At 71.9% G+C, this 22,770-nt stretch carries 20 protein-coding genes and 1 pseudogene; 5 read left to right on the top strand and 16 right to left on the bottom strand.

Features of this window, described 5'->3' with window-relative positions:
- The 4 genes and pseudogenes from EAO70_RS32535 to EAO70_RS32520 form a co-directional block, all read right to left on the bottom strand.
- A pseudogene (locus tag EAO70_RS32535) lies at nucleotides 1-940 on the bottom strand ([protein-PII] uridylyltransferase); the annotation flags it as partial.
- A gap of 43 nt (nucleotides 941-983) precedes the next feature.
- Entirely contained in the window at nucleotides 984-1,322 is a 339-nt protein-coding gene (locus tag EAO70_RS32530) for a P-II family nitrogen regulator (protein WP_015036464.1), read from the bottom strand.
- Nucleotides 1,319-2,668 carry an ammonium transporter gene (locus EAO70_RS32525; RefSeq protein ID WP_148006354.1) on the bottom strand — a complete coding sequence of 450 codons (1,350 nt, stop codon included), beginning with the start codon at nucleotides 2,666-2,668 and terminating at the stop codon, nucleotides 1,319-1,321. The genes EAO70_RS32530 and EAO70_RS32525 overlap by 4 nt, the downstream gene beginning before the upstream one ends.
- A 424-nt stretch (nucleotides 2,669-3,092) precedes the next feature.
- Nucleotides 3,093-4,568 (bottom strand): hypothetical protein, encoded by a 1,476-nt coding sequence (locus EAO70_RS32520; protein ID WP_148006353.1) that lies wholly within the window; start codon nucleotides 4,566-4,568, stop codon nucleotides 3,093-3,095.
- Nucleotides 4,569-4,993: 425 nt separating this feature from the next.
- Here EAO70_RS32520 and EAO70_RS32515 point away from each other — a divergent pair, with 425 nt between their 5' ends.
- The gene (locus EAO70_RS32515; protein WP_148006352.1) at nucleotides 4,994-5,647 is read left to right on the top strand and encodes a bifunctional DNA primase/polymerase; all 654 of its coding nucleotides are present in this window, start codon (nucleotides 4,994-4,996) and stop codon (nucleotides 5,645-5,647) included.
- Nucleotides 5,648-5,710: 63 nt separating this feature from the next.
- On the opposite strand, the gene ftsY is transcribed toward EAO70_RS32515, so the two are convergent.
- Complete coding sequence (ftsY, locus tag EAO70_RS32510; protein WP_148006351.1) at nucleotides 5,711-6,934, bottom strand: signal recognition particle-docking protein FtsY; 1,224 nt, start codon at nucleotides 6,932-6,934, stop codon at nucleotides 5,711-5,713.
- A gap of 86 nt (nucleotides 6,935-7,020) precedes the next feature.
- On the opposite strand from ftsY, the gene EAO70_RS32505 reads away from it, so the two are divergent.
- Nucleotides 7,021-8,487, top strand: a complete 1,467-nt coding sequence (locus EAO70_RS32505) for a cytosine permease (protein ID WP_148006350.1) — start codon at nucleotides 7,021-7,023, stop codon at nucleotides 8,485-8,487.
- 58 nt (nucleotides 8,488-8,545) lie between these two features.
- Nucleotides 8,546-9,517, top strand: coding sequence for an LLM class flavin-dependent oxidoreductase (locus EAO70_RS32500; protein ID WP_148006349.1), 972 nt, complete (start codon nucleotides 8,546-8,548; stop codon nucleotides 9,515-9,517).
- Between the two features lie 88 nt (nucleotides 9,518-9,605).
- Here EAO70_RS32500 and EAO70_RS32495 read toward each other — a convergent pair whose 3' ends face one another.
- From EAO70_RS32495 to EAO70_RS32480, 4 genes are all read right to left on the bottom strand, one after another.
- Complete coding sequence (locus EAO70_RS32495) at nucleotides 9,606-11,039, bottom strand: sugar porter family MFS transporter (RefSeq protein WP_148006348.1); 1,434 nt, start codon at nucleotides 11,037-11,039, stop codon at nucleotides 9,606-9,608.
- Between the two features lie 195 nt (nucleotides 11,040-11,234).
- Nucleotides 11,235-14,831, bottom strand: coding sequence for a chromosome segregation protein SMC (smc, locus tag EAO70_RS32490; RefSeq protein WP_148006347.1), 3,597 nt, complete (start codon nucleotides 14,829-14,831; stop codon nucleotides 11,235-11,237).
- Nucleotides 14,832-15,064: 233 nt separating this feature from the next.
- Nucleotides 15,065-15,283 carry a hypothetical protein gene (locus EAO70_RS32485; protein WP_015036455.1) on the bottom strand — a complete coding sequence of 73 codons (219 nt, stop codon included), beginning with the start codon at nucleotides 15,281-15,283 and terminating at the stop codon, nucleotides 15,065-15,067.
- Between the two features lie 391 nt (nucleotides 15,284-15,674).
- The gene (locus tag EAO70_RS32480) at nucleotides 15,675-15,956 is read right to left on the bottom strand and encodes an acylphosphatase (RefSeq protein WP_148006346.1); all 282 of its coding nucleotides are present in this window, start codon (nucleotides 15,954-15,956) and stop codon (nucleotides 15,675-15,677) included.
- Nucleotides 15,957-16,159: 203 nt separating this feature from the next.
- Here EAO70_RS32480 and EAO70_RS32475 point away from each other — a divergent pair, with 203 nt between their 5' ends.
- Together EAO70_RS32475 and EAO70_RS32470 are read left to right on the top strand one after the other, a co-directional pair.
- On the top strand, nucleotides 16,160-17,137 hold the full coding sequence (locus tag EAO70_RS32475; RefSeq protein WP_148006345.1) for a CAP domain-containing protein: 978 nt from the start codon (nucleotides 16,160-16,162) through the stop codon (nucleotides 17,135-17,137).
- 95 nt (nucleotides 17,138-17,232) lie between these two features.
- Nucleotides 17,233-17,619 carry a winged helix-turn-helix transcriptional regulator gene (locus EAO70_RS32470; protein ID WP_148006344.1) on the top strand — a complete coding sequence of 129 codons (387 nt, stop codon included), beginning with the start codon at nucleotides 17,233-17,235 and terminating at the stop codon, nucleotides 17,617-17,619.
- A gap of 87 nt (nucleotides 17,620-17,706) precedes the next feature.
- Here the strand turns inward: EAO70_RS32470 and mutM are convergent, their stop codons facing one another.
- The 7 genes from mutM to rsmD all read right to left on the bottom strand — a co-directional run bounded on the left by mutM (nucleotide 17,707) and on the right by rsmD (nucleotide 22,759).
- Nucleotides 17,707-18,567, bottom strand: coding sequence for a bifunctional DNA-formamidopyrimidine glycosylase/DNA-(apurinic or apyrimidinic site) lyase (mutM, locus tag EAO70_RS32465; RefSeq protein ID WP_148006343.1), 861 nt, complete (start codon nucleotides 18,565-18,567; stop codon nucleotides 17,707-17,709).
- Nucleotides 18,568-18,686: 119 nt separating this feature from the next.
- Nucleotides 18,687-19,493, bottom strand: a complete 807-nt coding sequence (gene rnc, locus EAO70_RS32460) for a ribonuclease III (protein ID WP_148006342.1) — start codon at nucleotides 19,491-19,493, stop codon at nucleotides 18,687-18,689.
- A 20-nt stretch (nucleotides 19,494-19,513) separates the two neighbouring features.
- Nucleotides 19,514-19,687 carry a 50S ribosomal protein L32 gene (gene rpmF, locus EAO70_RS32455; RefSeq protein WP_015036448.1) on the bottom strand — a complete coding sequence of 58 codons (174 nt, stop codon included), beginning with the start codon at nucleotides 19,685-19,687 and terminating at the stop codon, nucleotides 19,514-19,516.
- A 2-nt stretch (nucleotides 19,688-19,689) separates the two neighbouring features.
- The gene (locus EAO70_RS32450; protein ID WP_148006341.1) at nucleotides 19,690-20,403 is read right to left on the bottom strand and encodes a YceD family protein; all 714 of its coding nucleotides are present in this window, start codon (nucleotides 20,401-20,403) and stop codon (nucleotides 19,690-19,692) included.
- A 90-nt stretch (nucleotides 20,404-20,493) separates the two neighbouring features.
- Complete coding sequence (locus EAO70_RS32445; RefSeq protein ID WP_148006340.1) at nucleotides 20,494-21,558, bottom strand: ATP synthase F0 subunit B; 1,065 nt, start codon at nucleotides 21,556-21,558, stop codon at nucleotides 20,494-20,496.
- Nucleotides 21,559-21,668: 110 nt separating this feature from the next.
- The gene (coaD, locus tag EAO70_RS32440) at nucleotides 21,669-22,148 is read right to left on the bottom strand and encodes a pantetheine-phosphate adenylyltransferase (protein ID WP_187284142.1); all 480 of its coding nucleotides are present in this window, start codon (nucleotides 22,146-22,148) and stop codon (nucleotides 21,669-21,671) included.
- A 26-nt stretch (nucleotides 22,149-22,174) separates the two neighbouring features.
- A complete protein-coding gene (rsmD, locus tag EAO70_RS32435; protein WP_148006338.1) occupies nucleotides 22,175-22,759 on the bottom strand; it encodes a 16S rRNA (guanine(966)-N(2))-methyltransferase RsmD in 585 nt (194 codons plus the stop codon).
- Nucleotides 22,760-22,770 lie beyond the last annotated feature (11 nt).

Here is a 22,770-nt window from a genome sequence, read left to right as displayed (position 1 = left end):
GCGGGCCGCCGCCGCGGCCGAGCAGGGCGCGGAGCCGGGGCCGGGCGGAGCGGGCCTTGAGGACCCGGTTGACCTCGCGCCAGGTGACGTCGGCGGCGTACGAGATGGTCCGGGCGGCCTCGTACACCTCGCGGAGCAGGGTGTCGGCGTCGAGGAGGCCGAGTTCGGCGGCGACGGCGTCCTGTTCCTGGAGGGCGAGCCGGTCGGTGGCGCGGCCGGTGGTGAGGTGGAGGGCGTCGCGGGCGTCGAGGAGGCGGCGGCGGGCGGCGTCGAGGCCCTCGCGGGGTGCGTCGGCGAGCCAGGAGGCGGCGACGGCGCGGAGGGCCTGGACGTCGCGGAGGCCGCCGCGGGCCTCCTTGAGGTCGGGTTCGAGGAGGAACTGGAGCTCGCCCATGCGTTCGGCGCGCTCGCGGCAGAGCGCGTCGAGTTCGGGGAGGCGGGCGGGGGCCTGGTTGCGCCAGTCGGCGAGGACGGTGGTGCGCAGGGCGGCGACGAGTCCGTGGTCGCCGGCGACGGGCCGGGCGTCGAGGAGGCCGAGGTGGACCTTGAGGTCGTCGGCGGCGGTGGCGCGGGCCTCGGCCGTGGTGCGTACGGAGTGGTCGAGGGCGAGCCCGAGGTCCCAGACCGGGTACCAGAGGCGGTCGGCGAGGGCGGCGATCGCGGCCTGGTCGGCGCTCCCGTCGTGGAGCAGGAGGAGGTCGAGGTCGCTGCGCGGGGAGAGTTCGGCGCGGCCGTAGCCGCCGACGGCGACGAGGGCGACCCCGCGGGGCGGGGCGGCGGCCGTGAAGAGCGCGGCCAGCCATTCGTCGGTGAGCCGGGCGAGGGCGGCACGGCGCGGCGGCCCGGACCGCTCCTTCTCGTGGAGGAGGAGCAGCCGGGCCGCCGCGTAACCGCCGGGTCCCGATTCTTCGGTCTCTTCGCTGACTTCGAGGCTCGTCACCCGGCGGCTCCTTCGTGTGCGTACGGTGCGTCCGGACCGCTGCTTACAGGGCGTCCGGGCCGCGTTCGCCGGTGCGGACGCGTACGGCGGTCTCCACCGGCACGCTCCACACCTTGCCGTCTCCGATCTTGCCGGTTCGGGCGGCCTTCACGACGACGTCGATGAGCTGTTCGGCGTCCTCGTCCTCGACGAGGACCTCGATGCGGATCTTGGGGACGAGGTCGACGGTGTACTCGGCGCCCCGGTAGACCTCGGTGTGGCCGCGCTGGCGACCGTAGCCGCTGGCCTCGGTGACCGTGAGGCCGTGGACGCCGAACGCCTGCAGGGCCTCCTTGATCTCGTCGAGCCGGTGCGGCTTCACGACCGCGGTGATGAGCTTCATGCGTCCACCTTCTTGTTCTGCGTGACGGCCGGGGCGGGGGCGACGGCGGTGGAGCGCGAGGACGCGCCGCCGCCGGCTCCGCTGAAGTCGTACGCGGTCTCGGCGTGCTCGACCTGGTCGATGCCGGAGACCTCGTCGTCCTCGCTGACCCTCATGCCCATCGTCTTGTCGATGATCAGCGCGAGGACCGCGGAGGCGATCAGAGAGTAGGCGAGGACGGCGACGACGCCCACGGCCTGCTTGCCGAGCTGCTCCAGGCCGCCGCCGTAGAAGAGGCCCTTGGCGTCGGACTGGACGCCGCCGGTGGCGAAGAGGCCGACGAGGAGGGAGCCGATGACGCCGCCGACGAGGTGGACGCCGATGACGTCGAGGGAGTCGTCGTAGCCGAACTTGTACTTGAGGCCGACGGCCATGGCGCAGAGGAGGCCGGCGATGGCGCCGACGGCGATCGCGCCGAGCGGGCTGACCGCTCCGCCGGCCGGGGTGATGGCGACGAGGCCGGCGACGGCGCCGGAGGCGGCGCCCAGGGTGGTGAAGGAGCCGTGGCGGATCTTCTCGTAGGCCAGCCAGGCCAGCATGGCGGCGGCGGTGGCGACCTGGGTGTTGACGAACATCACCGCGCCGACGCCGTCGTCGTTGCCGAGCCAGGAGCCGGCGTTGAAGCCGAACCAGCCGAACCAGAGGAGACCGGCGCCGAGCATGACCAGCGGGAGGCTGTGGGGGCGCATCGGGTCCTTCTTGAAGCCGACGCGCTTGCCGATGACGAGGATGACGCCGAGGGCCGCGGCGCCGGCGTTGATGTGGACGGCGGTGCCGCCGGCGAAGTCGATGACGCCCATCTCGAAGAGCCAGCCGCCGGAGCCCCAGACCCAGTGGGCGACGGGGAAGTAGACGACGGTGACCCAGAGGGTGATGAAGAGGGCCCAGGCGGTGAACTTGACGCGGTCGGCGAGGGCGCCGCTGATCAGGGCCGGGGTGAGGACGGCGAACATCAGCTGGAAGACGGCGAAGACGTACACCGGGATGGTGTAGCCGTCCCAGAGCTCGGTGACGCCGATGCCGCTGAGGCCGACGTAGTCGGAGGACCAGCCGATGATCGAGCCCGAGTCGGTGCCGAAGGCGAGGCTGAAGCCGTAGAGCACCCAGAGGATCGTGACGATCCCGAGGCTGATGAAACTCATCATCAGCATGTTGAGGGTGGACTTGACGCGGACCATGCCTCCGTAGAAGAAGGCGAGCGCCGGGGTCATCAGCATGACCAGGGCGGAGCAGATGAGCATGAACCCGGTGTTGGCGGCGGACAGCTCGGGGGCGTCTGCTGCCAGGGTCGTGATGGCTGGTGCCATCGGCGTCTCCTCGTCGTCGAATGCGGCCTGTGCGGGGGCGGGGCCGGCGGGCGGCTGCGGCCGTGAGGGGTGGCCGGTTATGCGCCAGAGATTCGCGCAGGGCCGTTTCGGCCGATGCCGCTCGCGCAGGGCCGTTTCGGCCGATGCCGCTCGATGTTTCGGAGCGGTGACGAAGGGGTGGGGCGTGTTACGCGACCGTGAACGGCTCCGTGGCGGCGGGCCGGCGGCCGTACCCTCCGCACGGGTCGCGGGGCCCGGAATCCGGGCGGCGCACGGGCCGGGGACGGGGGCGGCGCGAGGGTCCGGAGACGCGGAACCGGCCGCGCCGGAGTCCGTGTGACCTTGCGGCGGGGGAGCCGAGTCGGGCAGTACGGGACGTCCGGCGCGGCCGGAGTGCGGGGGCGGCGCCGGGGCGCCGGGTGGGTCAGACCGCCTCGGCGGCCTCGGGGAGCAGCTGGGTGAGCCGGTCGGTGAGGTGGACGACCTCGGCGACGTCGCTGTAGTTGCGGGCGGCGTGGTCGACGGTCTTGCGGAGCCGGGTGTTGACCCGCTCGGAGCGGATGCTGCGGGCGACTCCGAGGGCCTTCTCGGCGAGGACGACGGACTGCTCGGGTTCGCGCTTGAGGAGGTGGACGGTGGCCATGCCGATGAGGTTCAGGGCGTACGACCGCTGGTGGTCGGCGTCCTTCTCGAAGAGCTCGACGGCCCGCTCCATGACGGGCTCGGCGAGGGAGGCGTAGGTGGGGGAGCGGCCGGCGACGTAGGCGAGGTCGCGGTAGGAGTGGGAGTTCTCGCCGTTGAGCTCGGCCTCGGAGAAGAAGCCGATCCAGTCGGGCTCGGGCTCGCCGTCGAGGCCGACGTCGGCGAAGGTGTCCTCGGCCATCCGGACGGCCCGCTTGCACTTGGAGGGCTGGCCCATGTTGGCGTAGGCGCGGGCCTCCATCGCATACAGCATGGCCTGGGTGCGGGCGGTGGCGCAGTCCCGACTGCCGTACTGGGCGAGGTGGATGAGTTCGAGGGCGTCGTCGGGCCGGCCCAGGTGGATCATCTGGCGGCTCATCGAGGACAGGATGTACGAGCCGAGGGGCTTGTCGCCGGCTTCCTTGGCCGCGTGCAGGGCGAGCACGAAGTACTTCTGGGCGGTGGGCTGGAGGCCCACGTCGTAGCTCATCCAGCCGGCGAGTTCGGCGAGTTCGGCGGCGCAGGTGAAGAGGCGCTTGGCGGTGGCGGCCGGCTGCGGCTCCTGGAGGAGGTCGGTGACCTCGTGGAGCTGGCCGACGACGGCCTTGCGGCGCAGTCCCCCGCCGCACTGGGCGTCCCACTTGCGGAACATGGCCGTGGTGGATTCGAGGAGGTCGAGTTCGATCTCGGAGAGCCGGTTGGGGCGGCGGGCGTCGGCGAGCGTGTCGGGCCGTTCGAGTTCGCCGGCGGGGGTGGGGACGAGCCAGCGCTGCATCGGTTCGATGAGGGCGGGTCCGGCGGCCAGGGCCAGGGAGGAGCCGAGGAAGCCGCGGCGGGCGAGCATGAGGTCGCTGCGGGAGAAGTCACCGAGCAGGGCGACCGTCTGGGGTCCGGCCCAGGGCAGGTCGACGCCGGAGACGGAGGGCGACTGGTGGGCGGTGCGCAGGCCGAGGTCCTCGACGGCGACGACGGAGCCGAAGCGCTCGGAGAACAGCTCCGACAGGATCCGCGGGATGGGCTCGCGCGGCTGTTCGCCGTCGAGCCAGCGGCGGACCCGTGAGGTGTCGGTGGAGATGTGGTGCGCGCCCATCTGGCGCGCCCGGCGGTTCACCTGGCGCGCGAGTTCGCCCTTCGACCAGCCGCTGCGCACGAACCACGAGCCCAGCTGCTCGTTGGGGCGCTTCCCGGCAGTCGTACCGTCTGCGCCGTTGCCGCCCACTGGAACGCCCCCATTCACCTGATCGCCTGTCACCTGAACCCCTACCAGAATGCCGCCTCGCGCGGCACCCGTCCGGCGTTCGCACTCCTTCGAACTGGAAACCGGGTTGCCTCCGGCATACCCGCGGGTGCAGACCAACCCGCGGTTCGAGTACCGAAAGTAACCCTACGATCACCCCTCCACGAGGGCGATCCGGGAAACGCCACCATTCGCCACCCCTTCGAATGAACTCGCCACCCATGGAACGCGATTCACTTGACATGCGACGAACCGGAGCCGGCGGACGGGAGCGCGGAGAGGCGCGCGCGACGGTCCGCACCACCCCGTACACGACAGTGCGCCACCCCCGGCGACGAACCGTGACACAGGGTGACGACTATGCTCCGAGTCGTAACCACCGGCGCGCTCGACCCGTTGGAGGGGACATGGGTTTCACGATCAGCGGCATGCGTGAGATGCGGTCCGGCGCTCGTCGCCGCGTTCGCGCCACGGAGTGCACTGCGGTGGCCGAGTACACCGGACTGTGGGGCTGGGACGTGGTGCCCGGAGCGCGGGCGGTCTCCGGCCAGTGCTCCTGCGGGGAGACGTCGTGCACGGCCCCCGGAGCGCACCCCCTCGCCTTCGCGGCACCGGTCCCGGCGGGCGCCGGACTCGACGACGCGACCAAGGCCTGGTCGGAGTACCCCGGCGCGGCGATGCTCCTCCCGGTGGGACGGGCCTTCGACGTGATCGAGGTCGCCGAGGCCGCGGGCCGCCGGGCGCTCGTACGGCTCGAACGCATGGGGCTGCCGCTCGGCCCGGTGTGCGCGACGCCGACCGGCCGGGCGCGGTTCTTCGTGGCCCCCGGGGCGGCGGCGGAGCTTCCGCAGCTGCTCTACCGGATGGGCTGGGACGACGCCGATCTGGATCTGCACTGTCTGGGCCCCGGCGCCCATGTCACCGCTCCCCCGTCGGACCTCGGCGGTCTCGGCCCGGTGCGCTGGCTGCGGCCCCCGACGCTGGACACGGCGGGCGCGCCGCCGCAGGCGCGGCTGCTGCTCGGCACCCTGGCGTACATCTGCCACCGCACCCGGTTCTGAGCCCCGGTACGCGGAAGGGCCCTCGCCGGTCGGCGAGGGCCCTTCCGCGTGTCGTACGGGACGTCAGTCGCCGATCAGGGCGTCGACGAAGGCGCCCGGCTCGAAGGGCGCCAGGTCGTCCGGACCCTCGCCCAGGCCGATCAGCTTGACCGGGACGCCCAGCTCGCGCTGGACGGCCACGACGATGCCGCCCTTGGCGGTGCCGTCGAGCTTGGTGAGGACGATGCCGGTGATGTCGACGACCTCGGCGAAGACGCGGGCCTGGATCAGACCGTTCTGGCCGGTGGTGGCGTCGAGGACGAGCAGGATCTCGTCGAGCGGGCCGTGCTTCTCGACGACGCGCTTGACCTTGCCGAGCTCGTCCATGAGGCCGGTCTTGGTGTGGAGCCGGCCGGCGGTGTCGATGAGGACGACGTCGGCGCCCTCGGCGATGCCCTCCTTGACCGCGTCGAAGGCGATCGACGCCGGGTCGCCGCCCTCCGGGCCGCGGATGGTCCGGGCGCCCACGCGCTCGCCCCAGGTCTGGAGCTGGTCGGCGGCCGCGGCGCGGAAGGTGTCGGCCGCGCCGAGGACGACGGACTTGCCGTCGGCGACGAGGACCCGGGCGAGCTTGCCCGTGGTCGTGGTCTTCCCGGTGCCGTTGACGCCGACGACCATGACGACGCCGGGCACGTCCGAGGGGCTCTCGGTGTGCACCGTGCGGTCGAGGTCGGGGCCGAGCAGGACGATGAGCTCCTCGCGGAGCAGGGTGCGCAGTTCCTCCGGGGTGCGGGTGCCGAGCACCCGGACCCGCTCGCGGAGCCGCTCGACGAGCTCCTGGGTGGGGGCGACGCCGACGTCGGCCGTGAGAAGGGTCTCCTCGATCTCCTCCCAGGTGTCCTCGTCGAGGTGCTCGCGGGACAGGAGCGTGAGCAGCCCCTTGCCGAGCGAGGTCTGCGAGCGGGCGAGCCGGGCCCGGAGCCGTACGAGACGGCCGGCGGTGGGCTCCGGAACCTCGATCTCGGGGGCCTCGGGCGCGGCGACGACGGGGTCCTCGACGGCGGCGGGCGTCTCGACGGCCTCCTCGGCCGGGAGCTGGACCTCCTCGACCGTGCGGCGTGGTTCCTCCCGCGGCGTCTCCGCCTCCTCGCCGACGTGCGGCTCGGCGGGCGGAGCGGTGATGGTCGGCGTGGTGGACGGCGGCTCGGCCGGCGGCAGCTGCTTCTTCTTGCGACCGCTGACCACGAGCCCGCTCGTCACGGCGACCGCGACGACCAGAGCGATGACTACAGCAAGGATGAGTTCCATAACCCGACCAGTATCGGCCACGAAGGCGCCGGAGAAAGAGCACGTACGCTGGGTGGGTTCCCCCCACATCTGTACGGAGTACCCCTATGCCCCACGACGCCTCCGAAGCCGTAGGCGCGACCCACGACGGCGCTGTGGAGACCCGCGGTCTCGAACCCGTCCCCGACCACGAGCGGACCGGGCGGGTCCGCGAGCTCTTCCCGACCTGGGTGGCGGCCAACATCAGTGTGCTGCTGCTCACGATGGGCGCCGGCCTGATCGTCTTCAACGGTCTGAACTTCTGGCAGGTCCTGGCGGTGGCGGTCGCCGCGCCGGTCCTCTCGTACGGGATCGTCGGTCTGATCTCGATCGCCGGCAAGCGGGGCGGCGCCCCGGGGATGGCGCTGTCCCGGGCGGTGTTCGGTCAGCGCGGAAACCTTTTTCCCGGTGCGCTGATCTGGGTGGCCCGGTGGGGCTGGGAGACCATCAACGCGGTCACCGGGGCGTACGCGGTGCTGACCGTCCTCGACCTGCTCTTCGGTGTGAGGTCGAACACCGTCCTCATCGTGGTGACGCTGCTGCTCTTCGTCACCTGCACCTTCCTCGTCTCGGGGCTCGGCATCAACGCGCTGCGGGTGTGCAGCAAGTGGTCCACGTACCTCTTCGGGGCGTTCTCGGTGCTCGTCCTCGGCTACCTGGTGGCGAACACCGACTGGTCGGCGGTCTTCGCCAAGCCGGCCGGCTCCACGGCGATGATGATCGCGGGCATCGGCACGATCGCGGCGGGCGGCATCAGCTGGGTCCCCTCGGGCCCCGACTTCACCCGCTACCTGCCCCGTACGGCCTCGTCGCGGGCGATGGTCGGCTCCACGGTCGGCGGCGCCGGGATCGTGGTGCTGCCGATGGTCCTGATGGGCGCGGTCATGGCGGTGTCGACCCCGGACCTGGCCTCCGCGCAGGACCCGGTCTCCTTCATCGGCGAGCTGCTGCCGATGTGGATCTCGGTGCCGTACCTGGTGATCGCCCTGATCGGGATGCTCCTGATCAACTCGATGTCGATGTACTCCGCCGGGTTCACCGCCCAGACCCTGGGCATCAAGGTCTCGCGCGCGGCGGCGGTCAGCGTCAACGCGGTGATCAGCCTGGTCTTCGGCTTCCTGCTCATGGTGGTGGCGACCAGCTTCATCGGCTCGTTCATCTCCTTCCTGACGCTGCTCGCGGTGGCGTTCTCGGCCTGGATCGGCGTCTTCGGCGTGGACATGCTGCGGCGCCGGTCGTACGACGCGGCGGCGCTCATGGACACCACCCGCACCAGCGCGTACTGGTACCGGGGCGGTTTCGCCTGGCAGGCGATGACGGCCTGGGCGGTCGCGCTCCTCGCGGGTCTCCTCTTCACGAAGGTCGACTGGTTCTCCGGCCCGCTGGCCTCCTCCTGGATCGGTGAGAACGGCCTGGGCTGGGCGGCGACGATCGTGGTGGCGGGCGTCCTGTACGCCGTGCTGCCGCGGACGCCGGCCGCCGGATCCGCGGCGTCGGCGGAGCCCGCCGGGACGCGCGAGACCGTTTCCATCTGACGCAACGTCAGATAACGTCCCCCTTCGCCGGTATCCCACCAGCGGAGGGGGACTTCCCATGCCGTTCACCGTCGTACGGTTCAACCTCGTCGATCCCCGCGCGACCCCCGAGTCCCTCTCCGCCCGCTACCGCGCCGCCGTCGAGATGGCCGCGTACGCCGACGCCCACGGGGTCGACACCGTGCAGACCGAGGAGCACCACGGCGTCGCGAACAACTGGCTGCCCTCCCCCTTCGCCTTCGCGGGCGCCGTCTTCGGCGCGACGCGGCGGATCGCCGTCACCGTCTCCGCGATCATCGGCCCGCTGCACGACCCGCTGCGGCTCGCCGAGGACATCGCGGTCCTCGACCTGCTGAGCGGCGGGCGCCTGGTGACGGTGGCGGGGATCGGCTACCGCCCGGAGGAGTACGAGGAGCGGGGCGTCGACTGGGGGCGGCGCGGGAAGCTGCAGGACCTGCTCCTGGAGACGCTGCTCACGGCCTGGACCGGGGAGCCGTTCACCTACGGGGGCCGTACGGTGCGGGTCACCCCGCGGCCCCTCACCCAGCCGCATCCGCTGCTGCTGGTCGGGGGGTCGTCCCGGGCGGCGGCCCGGCGGGCGGCCCGGCTCGGGCTGCCGTTCTTCCCCAGCGCGCACCTGCCGGAGCTGGAGGCGTACTACCGCGAGCGGTGCGCGGAGTACGGCACGGAGGGCTGGACGATGATGCCGGCCGAGGTGACGCCGCTGCTGCACCTGTCGGAGGACCCGGACCGGACCTGGGCCCTGCACGGGGAGCACTTCCTGCACGAGGCCCGGACGTACGCCTCCTGGCAGTCGAAGGACATCCGCTCGGCGGTGCGGTCGGCGGCGACGACGGTGGCGGAGCTGCGCGCCGAGGGGGTCTACCGGGTCGTGACCCCGGAGGAGTGCCTGGCTCTCGATCCGGAGAGCCTCGTGCTGCATCCGCTGTGCGGCGGGATGCCGCCGGAGGAGGGGTGGCGGAGCGTCCGGCTGTTCTGCGACGAGGTGGTGCCCCGGCTGACGGCCTGAGGGCGGGGAGAACGGCGGACCGCCCCGGTCCCGGGCGTCGGGCCCGGGACCGGGGCGGTTCCGTGGGTGAGGAGAGGGGCAGCGGGGATCAGCCCATCTCCTCCAACGCCTTGCCCTTGGTCTCCTTGACGTACCGGAGCACGAAGGGGATCGAGAGCACGGCGAAGACCGTGTAGATGACGTAGGTGCCGGACAGGTTCCAGTCCGCGAGGGACGGGAAGCTGGCCGTGATGGCCCAGTTGGCGATCCACTGGGCGGAGGCGGCGACACCGAGGGCGGCGGCACGGATCCGGTTGGGGAACATCTCGCCGAGGAAGACCCAGACCACCACGCCCCACGAGAGGGCGAAGAACAGCACGAAGACGTGGGCGGCGACGAGCGCCACGACACCCTGGGTCTCGGGCAGCTTGCCGTCGACGAGGTCGGCCGAGAAGGCCCAGGCCTCGAAGGCGAGGGCGATCGCCATGCCGATGGAGCCGACGAGGGCGAGCGGCTTGCGGCCGACGCGGTCGACGAGGACCATCGCGATCACGGTGCCGATGATGTTGATGATCGACGTGGTGAACGAGTAGAAGAACGAGCTCGACGGGTCGATGCCGACGGACTGCCAGAGCGTCGCGGAGTAGTAGAACGCGACGTTGATGCCGACGAGCTGCTGGAAGACCGAGAGCCCGATGCCGACCCAGACGATGGGCAGGAGCCGGAAGCGGGAGCCGGCGGCGAACAGGTCCTTGAAGGTGGACTTGTGCTCGCTGCGCATGGCCTGGTGGATCTCGGCGACCCGTGCGTCGAGGTCGACGCCCTGGCCCTCGACCTCGGCGAGGACCTCCTTGGCCCGGTCGTTGCGGCCGACCGAGATGAGGAAGCGCGGCGACTCGGGGATGGCGAAGGAGAGCATGCCGTAGAGGACGGCGGGCACGACCATGACGCCGAGCATCCACTGCCAGGCCTCCAGGCCGCCGATCTCGCCGCGCTGGTCGCCGTCGGCGAGCTGGAGGATGCCGTAGTTCACCAGCTGGGAGATGGCGATGCCGATGACGATCGCGGCCTGCTGGAAGGAGCCGAGGCGACCGCGGTAGGCGGCGGGGGCGACCTCGGCGATGTAGGCGGGGCCGATGACGGAGGCCATGCCGATGGCGAAGCCGCCGATGATGCGCCAGAGCGCCAGGTCCCAGAGGGCGAAGGGCAGCGCGGAGCCGACGGCGCTGACGGCGAAGAGCACCGCGGAGATCTGCATGCAGCGGATGCGGCCGATGCGGTCGGCGATCCGGCCGGCCGTGGCGGCGCCGATCGCGCAGCCGATCAGGGCGATGGCGATGACCTGGGCGAGGGTTCCGGAGCCGATGTCGTAGCGGTCGCGGATCGCCTCGACGGCGCCGTTGATGACGGAGCTGTCGTAGCCGAAGAGGAATCCGCCCATCGCCGCGGAGGCCGTGATGAAGATGACGTGGCCGAGGTGGTCCGGATGTGCGGTGCGGTCGCCGGACGGCGGCGGCGTGGGCGCCTGCGCGGTATTGGACACATGGACTCCTCGATGGGGGGCACAAGCCCTTCCAGTGGCGCACAACTTCACGCCGCCCACCACGTGAAGGTTAAAGCAACGTTGCAGAGACTATGCCTTCAAGTTTCTAAGTCAATAGGTCATGTCATATGACTTAATAAGCACTGGAGGGTGGCTTGAGTTCAACACTTGAAGCAATGACGCATGCCCTCAGCCTCAGCGCAGCCGCTGACTGATCACCTTCGAGACGCCGTCACCCTGCATGGACACCCCGTACAGCGCGTCCGCGACCTCCATGGTCCGCTTCTGGTGGGTGATCACGATCAGCTGCGAGGACTCCTGGAGTTCCCGCATGATCCGGATCAGCCGCTGGAGGTTGGTGTCGTCGAGCGCCGCCTCGACCTCGTCCATCACGTAGAACGGGCTGGGCCGGGCCTTGAAGATCGAGACCAGCAGCGCCACGGCGGTCAGCGAGCGCTCTCCGCCCGAGAGCAGCGAGAGCCGCTTCACCTTCTTGCCGGGCGGACGGGCCTCCACCTCGACGCCGGTGGTCAGCATGTTGTCGGGGTCGGTGAGCACGAGCCGCCCCTCGCCTCCCGGGAAGAGCCGGGAGAAGACGCCCTCGAACTCCCGGGCGGTGTCCCGGTAGGCCTCGGTGAAGACCTGCTCGACCCGCAGGTCGACCTCCTTCACGACCTGAAGCAGGTCGGTCCGGGTCTTCCTCAGGTCCTCCAGCTGCTCGGAGAGGAAGCGGTGACGCTCCTCAAGGGCGGCGAACTCCTCAAGGGCCAGCGGGTTGACCTTGCCGAGCTGGTGGTACGCCCGTTCGGCCGCCTTGAGGCGCTTCTCCTGCTCCGAACGGATGAAGGGGCGCCCCTCGTCCTCCGTCGCCGAGCCCGCCGGGCCGTCCGCGCCCGCCGGGGCGCCGGCGTCCTCCGGGCCCTCGACGGCCGGTGACGGGGGGACGGGCTGGTCCGGTCCGTACTCGGCGACCAGCGCGGTCGCCTCCACCCCGAACTCCTCCAGGGCCCGGGACTCCAGCTGCTCGATCCGCAGCCGCTTCTCCGCGCCGAGGACCTCGCCCCGGTGCACCGAGTCGGTCAGTCTGTCGAGTTCCGCCTTGAGGTCGCGGCCCCGGGCCCGGGCGGCCGTCAGGCCCTCCTCCCGGTCGGCGCGCGCCGCCTGCGCCTCCACCCGCTCCCGCTCCGCGCGGCCGAGGGACACCTCGACATGGGCCAGCAGGCTCCGGGCTCCGGCGGCGACGGCTCCCGCGACCCGCTCCTCGTGGCGCAGCCGGGCGCGGCGCTGCTCGGCACGCGCGCGTGCCTCCCGTTCGGCGCGGGCGGCCCGGTCCAGCGAGTCGGCCCGGCCGGCCAGCCCCTTCACCCGCTCCTCATGGGTACGGACCTGGAGGCGGGCCTCCATCTCGGTCTGGCGCGCGTTGGACCCGTCGATCGCCAGCCGGTCGCGGACGGCGGTGTCGGGTTCCTCGTCGCCGTCCTCCCCGTAGGCGGCGGCCTCCTGGGCCACGAGCAGCCGTTCGGCGAGTTCCTCCGCGTCGGCGGTCGCCTTCTCCAGGGCCTCCTGGGCGCGGGCGGCGGCGGCCGCGGTCCGCTCGGCCTCCCCGGCCGCTCCCCTGGCCTGGCCGGCGAGCCGGCCGAGCTGCTGGGCGACCGCGGACTTCTCGCGTTCGGCGGTACGGCGCCGGGTGTCGAGTTCCTCGACGAGGGCGGCGGCGGTACGGCGCCGCTCCTCGGCCTCGCCCCGGGCGGCGGCCGACTCCTCGCAGCGCACGGCGAGTGCGTCGAGTTCGGCGGCGGCCTCGGCGACTGAGGCCTGGACTTCGAGGAGGCTGGGCGCGCCCGCGGAGCCGCCCTGGGCGAAGTGCGCCCCGAGCAGGTCGCCCTCCAGGGTGACTGCGGTCGACGCGGGCCGGGTCCTGACCAGTTCGGCGGCCTGGTCGAGGTCGTCGACGACGACGATCCCGGCGAGCAACCGGCGTACCGCACCCATGAGTTCGTCCGGGCCCCGGACGAGGTCGGCGGCGCACGGGTGGCCGCCGGGGGCGGCCCCGGCCGCTGCCGGGCGGTCGGGTTCGGGGGCTCCGGTCAGCAGCAGGGAGGCACGGCCGGCGTCCTGCTTGCGCAGCAGGCGGAGGGCCTCGGCCGCGGCGGAGGGGCCGGTGGCGGCGACCGCGTCGGCGGCGGCGCCGAGGGCGGCGGCCACGGGGACCTCGTATCCGGGGGTGACGGTGAGCAGTTCGGCCGCCGGTCCGAGGAGTCCGCTGAGTCCGGCCGTCAGCAGGGTGCCGGTGCCGTCCTTGCGGCGCAGTCCGAGGGCGAGGGTGTCGTGCCGGGCCTGGGTCGCGGCGCGGCCGCGTTCGGCGGTGGCGACGGCCTCGCGGGCGGTGCCGAGTGCGGTCTCCGCCTCGGCGAGGGCGCGGCGGGCGGCCTCGTGGCGCTCGCCGTGCTCGGTGTCCGCGGCGTCGAGGCCGTCGACCTCGGCCTTGAGCTGCTCGTACTCCTCCTGGGCGGTGGCCGCCCGCTCCCCCGCCTCGTCGCGGGCGGCGGCGAGGCGGTCGATCTCGGCCTGGGCGGAGGCGGCGCGCGAGCGGGCGGCGTTGACCTGGCCGTGGAGGCGGGCGAGGCCCTCGCGCCGGTCGGCGAGGGCGCGGGCCAGGTCCTTGAGGCGGCGTTCCTCTGAGGCCAGCGCCTGTTCGAGGTCGGCGCGGTGGGTGACGGTGTCCTCCAGGGCACGCTCGGCCGCCTCCAGGGAGGCTTCCAGCTCGGCCTCCTGCTCGCGGACGCGGGCCGCCTCGCGCTCCAGGTCCTCCGGGTCGCGGCCGCGGCGTTCCTCGGCGGGTGCGGCGGTGGCGCTCTTCACGCGCGCGTCGGCGAGGGAGACGGTGCCGCGGACGCGCTCGGCGAGCTGGGAGAGGGCGTACCAGTTCTGCTGGGCGCGTTCGAGGCGGGGGACGAGCGCGCGTGCCTCGGCGTCCAGGGCGGCCTCGCGGGCGAGTGCGGCCCGCAGTTCGCCCTCGGTCGCCTCCTTGCGGGCGAGCAGGGCCGCCTCGTCGGCGACCTCTGCGGTGAGGGCCTGCTGGAGCCGGACGAGGTCGTCGGCGAGGAGGCGGAGCCGGGCGTCGCGGAGGTCGGACTGGATGACGACGGCGCGGCGGGCGACGGCGGCCTGCCGGCCGAGGGGTTTGAGCTGGCGGCGCAGTTCGTCGGTGAGATCCTGCACGCGCGCGAGGTTGGCCTGCATCGCGTCGAGCTTCCGCAGCGCCTTCTCCTTGCGCTTGCGGTGCTTGAGGACGCCCGCGGCCTCCTCGATGAAGGCGCGGCGGCCCATCGGGTCGGCGTGCAGCACCGAGTCGAGCTGGCCCTGGCCCACGATGACGTGCATCTCGCGTCCGATGCCGGAGTCGGAGAGCAGGTCCTGGAAGTCGAGCAGTCGGCAGGTGTCGCCGTTGATCTGGTACTCGCTGCTGCCGCCGCGGAACATGATGCGGGTGAGCGTGACCTCGGCGTAGTCGATGGGCAGCGCGCCGTCGGAGTTGTCGATGGTGAGGGACACCTCGGCACGGCCGAGCGGCGGGCGACCGGTCGTGCCGGCGAAGATGACGTCCTCCATCTTGCCGCCGCGCAGCGACTTGGCGCCCTGCTCGCCCATGACCCAGGACAGGGCGTCCACGACGTTGGACTTGCCCGATCCGTTGGGGCCCACGACGCAGGTGATTCCGGGTTCGAACCGCAGCGTGGTGGCCGAGGCGAACGACTTGAATCCGCGGAGGGTCAGGGCCTTGAGGTGCACGCCCGGACTCTACCGGGGCTCGCGCGTTTCACCCGCGAACGTGCAGGGCAGATCCTCGGGTGAGAAAGGGGGGTACGGGAGGGGAACGGCGGGTGAAAGAAGGAAGGGACGCCGGGGCGCCCCTTGCATGTCCGCTCTGCCGACATGAGTACTCGGTCGGCCCCACCGGCATGGTTGTGCCGTCGGCGGTGCCGGCGTGAGTGATTCCCACCTGGCCCCTCGGGGCTGGGTTGTCAGGTGAGCGCAGGCTCCGCCTGGGGTACGTCGAGGTCGATGCTGTTCAGCAGCGACTCTCCCTGGTGCTGAGCGGCGGCCGCGGCGAGCGAGTCGTTCTCGGACTGGATCCGTACCAGCTCGGATTCCAGGTCCTGGACGCGCTGCTGGAGCCGTCGCATCTCGGCGAGGAGTCGCGGGTCGGAGCCGCCGACGTAACCGAGAAGCGCCTTTGCCATGATGAGTGGTCCTCCACAATGAGTGACCGACCGTAGCGGTTGGGTCGTGAGGGATGTCGCACCCGCGGTGCTCGGCAGTACTGCTTGTCGTGCCGGTTCCACTGCCGAACAGCTAAGGTGCGCGGGGATTCCAGAGTCTCACCAAAAAGTTTGACGGTCAACACGATCACGCCCCGTTTGAAGGGCTTTCCGAGGAGTCCCGGGCCGCTCAGCGGGCGGCGGGGCCTCTGGAACTCGGTGCCTCAGGGCGTCGCGATCATCCTTACCCGGCAGCCTTCCATGACGGCGGCTCGTTGGCAACCACCAGGGGCTTTCCCCGTCGACCTGCTGTTACCGCCCGTCCACCCGGCACCCCTCTCGGTCACCGGGAGAGGGTGTCGGAGAGTGATCGTCAGCGGATGGCGAAGCCGTCGTATCCACCGCGCGGGGTGGCCCAGATCTCAGTGACGCCGTCCACGCGCCCGGGTGTGTCGGCGGAGTGGAGCCAGGCGAGCAGACGGTGGCAATTCTCACGCGCCCCTTCGGCCACCACCTGTACCCGGCCGTCGTCCAGGTTCAGGGCGAAGCCGACCAGGCCGCCGATCTCCAGAGCGTTTGCCCTGGTGAACCAGCGGAAGCCCACTCCCTGTACCCGGCCGCGTACCCAGGCGGTCATCCGCACATCGTCTTCCATGCCTGCACGCTAACGGGCGGATTGCCAGATGAGCACATCGCCACCGACCCGCATGGGCTACAGTCCCGACCGAACACGCCTCACCCGTTCGGACCCGTGCTGTTCGAGAGCCGGTCCGCAACGGTACCGAGAGCAAAGATCAGCAAAGGCCCTGAGGGCCGGCACAGGACCACAGCAGGACCAGCAAGAGGAAGGCAGACCAGATGGGACGCCACCGTCGCGCCGGAGCCGCACCCGCCGCAGAAGAGTACGCCGACGGTTCGGACCGCCGTCACCGGGGTACCCGCCGCAAGCGGCGCCCCGTGCGCACCGGCCTGCTCGGAGCCTCCGCCGCCGTCGCGGTGGGCGCCATCGCCGTCACCTCGGGCCTGCTGCCCGGCGGCGACACCCTCACCGTCGGCAGCGCCGGTTCGAGCGAACGCCCGGGCCAGTCCCGGCAGGCGCCGGAGCTGACGACGCAGGGCGGAGCCACCCAGACCCCGACCGGCGAGCGGAGCGGCCCGCGCCCGCCCGCGAAGACGGGCACGGGTACGGACCAGGGCAGGACTGCCTCCCCTTCGGCGACCCCGTCCGCGAAGCCGACCCCGAAGGCGAAGCCGACTCCGACGAAGGCGCAGACCCCGACGAAGGCGCCGACGAAGGCACCGGCCAAGGCCCCGACGAAGGCGCCCGCCAAGCCGAAGGCGCCCCGGACCACGGCCGCGCCCACCACGAAGGCCCCCGCTCCGAAGCCGGAACCGAAGCCCGATCCGACGACCGAGGCGCCGGTCGCGAAGCCGGCGGCCCCCTCCACCACGGACCGCAGCGCGGCCGCGGAGGCCGAGGTCGTCCGCCTCGTGAACGACGAGCGCGCCAAGGTGGGCTGCTCGCCGGTGAGCGCGAACGCCCGGCTCGCGGCGCTGGCCGGCGCCTTCAGCTCGGACATGGCGGCCCGCGGCTTCTTCGACCACACGGACCCTGACGGGGCCACCCCGTGGGTGCGCGCCGAGAAGGCGGGCGTCTCGGGCCTCGGCGGCGAGAACATCGCCCGCGGCCAGGCGGACGCGGCGGCCGTGATGCAGTCCTGGATGAACAGCGACGGCCACCGCGCCAACATCCTGAACTGCGACTTCACCACCCTCGGCGTGGGCGTCCACTTCGCCGACGGCGGCCCCTGGTGGACCCAGGACTTCGGCTACTGATCCCCCCGGAGCGACGGCACGCTCACTTCCCGAAAGCGCACACCTCTGGTGTGCGCACGATGGTGGTGAGCGCTGCGCGGGAGTACGGTGAAAGCATGACCGACGACCTCGCCTACGACGTGTTCGCCCGCGCCTGCCCCTCGCGCTGCACGCTGGAGCACGTGACGGGGCGCTGGGGAAGCCTGACGCTGGGCGCCCTGTACGAGGGGTCGTTCCGGTTCAACGAGCTGCGGCGCCGGGTCGACGGCGTGAGCGAGAAGATGCTGTCGCAGACCCTGCACGCGCTGGAGCGCGACGGCCTCGTGCACCGCGAGGCCCAGCCCACCAACCCGCCGCGGGTCGACTACCGGCTCACCGCCCTCGGTCGCGACATCGCGGAGCGGCTGATCGGCCTGATCGCGCTGGTGGAGGGCCGCATGCCCGAGGTCGAGGCGGCCCGGGCCGGCTACGACGCGGAGCGCGCCGCGCCCGCGTCGGGCTGAGCGGCGCCGGAGCTCCGTATCCCAGAGCGAGCGGCCGGACGGACCGCGCGGGACGCCGGTCCGGACGGTGTCCCGGAGCGCGAGCCGTCAGAGGGTCGTGCGCGGCGGGCGCTGGCAGCGCGGGCAGAAGTAGCTGGAGCGGTTCATCCAGGGGCGCCTGCGTATCGGGGTGCCGCAGCGGCGGCAGGCCTCGTCCTCGCGGCCGTAGGCGTCGAGCGAGCGGTCGAAGTAGCCGGACTCGCCGTTGACGTTGACGTACAGGCTGTCGAAGCTGGTGCCGCCCACGTCGAGGGCCGCGTTCATCACGTCCCGGGCGTGCCCGAGCAGCTCCGCGGAGCGCGGCCGGGTCAGGGTCGCCGTCGGCCGGTCGTAGTGCAGCCGCGCACGCCAGAGCGCCTCGTCCGCGTAGATGTTGCCGACGCCGCTGATCAGCGACTGGTCGAGCAGCGCGCGCTTGACCGTCGTACGGCGCAGCCGCAGCGCGCGGTGGAAGGCGTCGTCGTCGAACTCCGGGTCCAGCGGGTCCCGCGCGATGTGCCCGATGACGTCCGGGAGCCCGTCGGGGGTCTGGTCGTGGAGCGAGAGCCCGCCGAAGGTGCGCTGGTCGACGAAGCGGAGCTCGGTGCCGTCTGCGTCGTCGAAGCGCATCCGGATCCGCAGGTGCTTCTCGTCCGCGGCGCCCTCGGGCTGGACGAGCAGCTGCCCGCTCATGCCGAGGTGACCGAGGACGGAGGTGCCGGTCTCGGCCAGCGGCAGCCAGAGGTACTTGCCGCGGCGGCGCGCCACCTCGAACCGCTGCCCCTTCAGCCGTGCCGCGAAGTCCTCGCCGCCGGCCGGATGACGGCGTACGGCCCTGGGGTGCAGCACCTCGACGTCGGTCACGGTCCGTCCGGCGATCCAGCGCTCCAGACCCCGCCGGACGACCTCGACCTCGGGCAGCTCGGGCACGGGACTCCTCCGGACGTACGTCTCTCCTACGGAGGTTCCACCCTACCGGCGCGCGCACCCCGGAAAAGACGGGAACCCCGCCGTGGGGCGGGGTTCCCGGGAAGCGGTGACGCGGCCGGTCAGGCCGACGCCCGGTGGGCGGTCGACGAGGGGTCGGCGACCTCTCCCGCCTCGGCCGCGGCCTTGGCCGCCGCCGCGCGTTCGTCCGCGGCGGCCCGGATCGAGCGCCACGCGGACTCCGCCGCCTGCTGTTCCGCTTCCTTCTTGCTGCGGCCGGTGCCGGTGCCGTACGAGACACCACCGACGCGGGCGGCAGCAGTGAAGGTCTTCTCGTGGTCCGGACCCTCTTCGGAGACGAGGTACTCCGGCACACCGAGACCCTCGGCCGCGGTGAGCTCCTGGAGACTGGTCTTCCAGTCCAGGCCGGCACCGAGGTTGGAGGACTTCTCGATCAGCGGGTCGAAGAGCCGGTGCACCAGCTCGGACGCCGCTTCGAGGCCCTGGTCGAGATAGACCGCGCCGATCACCGCTTCAAGGGTGTCGGCGAGGATGGACGCCTTGTCCCGGCCGCCCGTGCCCTCTTCGCCCCGGCCGAGCCGGATGAAGGAGCCGAGTTCGAGTTCGCGCCCCACGTCCGCCAGCGCACGCGAGTTGACCACCGCGGCCCGCAGTTTGGCCAGCTGGCCTTCCGGCAGGTCGGGGTGGGTCCGGTACAGCGTGTCCGTGACCACCAGGCCGAGCACGGAGTCCCCGAGGAACTCCAGCCGCTCGTTGGTGGGCAGACCGCCGTTCTCGTACGCGAACGAACGGTGGGTCAGCGCACGCACCAGAAGGGCGGACTCGAGCCGATAGCCGAGCCGCCCTTCCAGAAGCGTGTGGGACGAGGCATGGTCCGTCTTGTCGTCCGTCTTGCGGGACTCAGACATTGCGCCTCTCACCAGCCCAATCAGACCGAGAGGACCTGGCGCTTGTTGTAGGTGCCGCAGCTCGGGCACGCGATGTGCTGCAGCTTCGGCTCCTGGCAACGCTCACACGAAACCAGGGTGGGGACCGCAGCCTTCCACTGCGACCGGCGGTGGCGCGTGTTGCTGCGCGACATCTTCCGCTTCGGAACAGCCACGGCTACTTCTCCTGCTTCTCGGCGGCGCTTCGGACGTCCCCGTCAGAGGCTTTGCCGCTCATGTTGTCCTTCTCATCGGTTCCCAGCGAACCGGCGAGTCCCTGCAGTGCCGCCCAACGAGCGTCGACGGCGTCATGGTGGTGGTCGGGGTTCTCGTTCAGGTTGGCTCCACACTCGGAGCACAGACCCGCACAGTCCTCCCGGCACACCGGCTGCATCGGCAGTGCGAGCACCACCGCATCACGCAGCACGGGTTCGAGGTCGAACATGCCGTCCTCGAGGGGGATCATGTCCTCGTCTGCCTCGGCTTCGTCGTCCGCGGCCGCCTTGGAGCGGCCCCGGTCGTCGGAGTCGGGGTACGAGAACATCTCCTGGAAGTCCACGTCGAGCTCCAGCTCGACGGGCTCCAGACACCTTACGCACTCCCCCTCGGCCGATGCACGGGCGGTGCCTGTGACAAGCACCCCTTCCATGACCGACTCAAGACGGAGATCGATGTCGACCGGGGCGCCCTCGGGCACTCCGATCACTCCTTCGACGCCCAGGTCCCGGGGGGCCTCGATCGAACGCGAGATCCGCTGGAGGGCACCAGGACGCCGCCCCAGCTCGTGTGTGTCGAACACGAGGGGGTTGCGGTGGTCGAGGCGCGTGCTCAGGGCTCTTCCTGCTTTCGAAAGTCGTGCTGCGTCGAGGAGGCTGCCAGACGCGGGCAGCATGGATCGCGGAGATGCGCGCGACCGAAGAGCCAGGATACTGGACGCTTCGCCCAGGGCCCAATCCGGGCGTCGGGGTCCCGACCGGCCCGGCTACTGCCCCTGTTCGTAGCGGCGCAGCTGCTCCAGATCGATCATGCCCGTGTCGAAGAAGCTCGTCTCGTCCAGCGCGCCGCCCTGGTGCTGCTGCCCCTGCCCGTGGTCCTGCTGGGCGGGCTGCTGGTACGCGTACGGGTCCTGCTGCTGGTAGCCGTAGGGATCCGTGTGCTGCGGCGGCTGCTGCTGGTACGCGTAGGGGTCGGGCTGCTGCTGGACCTGCTGGTAGCCGGCGTACGGGTCGCCCTGGGACTGCTGGTAGGCCGCGTACGGGTCGGCCTGGGGCTGCGCCTGCGGGGCCTGCTGCTGGGCGGGGATCTGGACCGGCTCGGGGTCGGCGAGCTCCGCGAGACCGGCCAGGTAGTCGGAGTCGCTGGTGTGCACGGAGCCGACGAGGCCGTCCTGGGCGGCCATGTGCTCACCCAGCGCGTCGGTGGCGATCCGGCCGTGCAGCTTCTGCCGGCCCCGGCCGACGGCCTCCAGGGTCTTGCTGAGCACCGCCTCGAAGGCGCCGAGCTTGGCGTCGACGTACTCGTCGGCCCGGTGGATCAGGGTCTGCGGGTCCGAGCTGTACTCGGGGGCGTCCTCGTCGGCGTAGCCGTTCTGGTCGAGGCCGGGGCCCCGGCCGAGGAGCTTCTCGCGGCCGCGGTCGACGGAGCCGATCGTCTTGTTGAGGACGACCTCGAAGTTCGCGAGCTTGGAGTCGACGTAGTCGTCGGCCTCCGCGCGGACCTCCTCCGCCTCCCGGCGGGCCTCGGAGAGGATCCGGTCGGCCTCCTCCTGGGACTGCCGGGCGACCTGGGTGTCGGAGACGATCGAACCGCGCTCCGCGTGCGCGGCCTCGATGATCCGCTCCGCCTCCTGGCGGGCCTGCTCGACCATGTGCTCGCGGCCGCCGATCAGCTCCTGGGCCTGGGCCAGGGAGCCGGGCAGGGCCTCCCGCACCTCCGCGAGCAGGGCGAGCAGCTCGGCGCGGTTGACCACGCAGGATGCCGACATGGGCATGGAGCGGGCGCCCTGCACGGTCGCGACGATCTCGTCGAGCTTCTTCTGCACGTCCACCGGGTGCTCGCCACTCTCTACAGCTGGATGGAGACGGACGGGACGACTGTAAGGGCAGTCGGGGCCCGTCCGACAGCGGGTGACGGAGCGTCAGCGGCGGTGGCCGCGCGTCACTTCCGCGCCAGGCGCTCGGTCAGCCGGGGCAGGACCGTCGGCGGGACCAGGTGCGAGACGTCGCCGCCCCAGGCCGCGACCTCCTTGACCAGCGAGGACGACAGGAAGCTGTAGGTCGGGTTGGTGGGGACGAAGAGGGTCTCCACGCCCGTGAGGCCGTTGTTCATCTGGGCCATCTGCAGCTCGTAGTCGAAGTCGCTGACCGCGCGCAGCCCCTTGACGATCGCGGGGATGTCGCGCTGCTTGCAGAAGTCGACGAGCAGTCCGTGGAAGGACTCCACCTCGACGTTGCCGAGGTCGGCGGTGACCTCGCGGATCAGCTCGATCCGCTCGTCGACCGTGAACAGGCCCTTCTTCGACTGGTTGATCATCACCGCGACGTGGACGACGTCGTAGAGCTTGGAGGCTCGGGCGATGATGTCGAGATGTCCGTTGGTGATGGGGTCGAATGACCCCGGACAGACGGCGCGGCGCAACGTGGGTCCCTCGCTCTCCGGTCCGGTCATCGTGCGTCTTCGCACGGTGAGGCGGCGCGACCGTACCAAAACGTTCCCTCGCCGTAACGACGGGCCCGCAGTGGTTCGAAACCGACCGGCCAGCCGAATTCCCCGCCTCTGGTGCTGCGCTCCACGGTGACGAGGGCGTCGTCCGCGAGCCACCCCCCCGAGCGGAGTGTGAGGAGAATCTCCCGGAGTTCCTCGTCGCCGACGGCGTACGGCGGGTCGAGGAAGACCAGGTCGTAGGGGTCGGCGGGGGCCGCTCCCGTCACGATCTGCTCCGCTTTGCCGGTACGGAGTTCGGCGCCGGGCAGGCCCAGCGAGGCGATGTTCTCCCGGATGGTCCGGGCGGCACGCGGTTCGGCCTCGACGAGGAGGGCGTGGGCGGCTCCCCGGGACAGCGCCTCCAGGCCGACGGCGCCGGAGCCGGCGTACAGGTCGGCGAGCCTGGCCCCGTCGAGGGTGCCGAGGAGCGCGCCCCAGGTGGAGAAGAGGCCTTCGCGCGCCCGGTCGGAGGTGGGGCGGGTGCCGTTGCCTGGCGGTACCGCCAGGCGGCGCCCGCCGGCGGTTCCGGCGATCACGCGGGTCATCGGTGTCCTCG

This window comes from Streptomyces sp. adm13(2018) (assembly GCF_008042145.1).
In the GTDB taxonomy this organism is placed as follows: domain Bacteria; phylum Actinomycetota; class Actinomycetes; order Streptomycetales; family Streptomycetaceae; genus Streptomyces.
The sequence above is the reverse complement of the archived record's forward strand: the minus strand, read 5'-3'. Positions and strand labels throughout refer to the sequence as shown.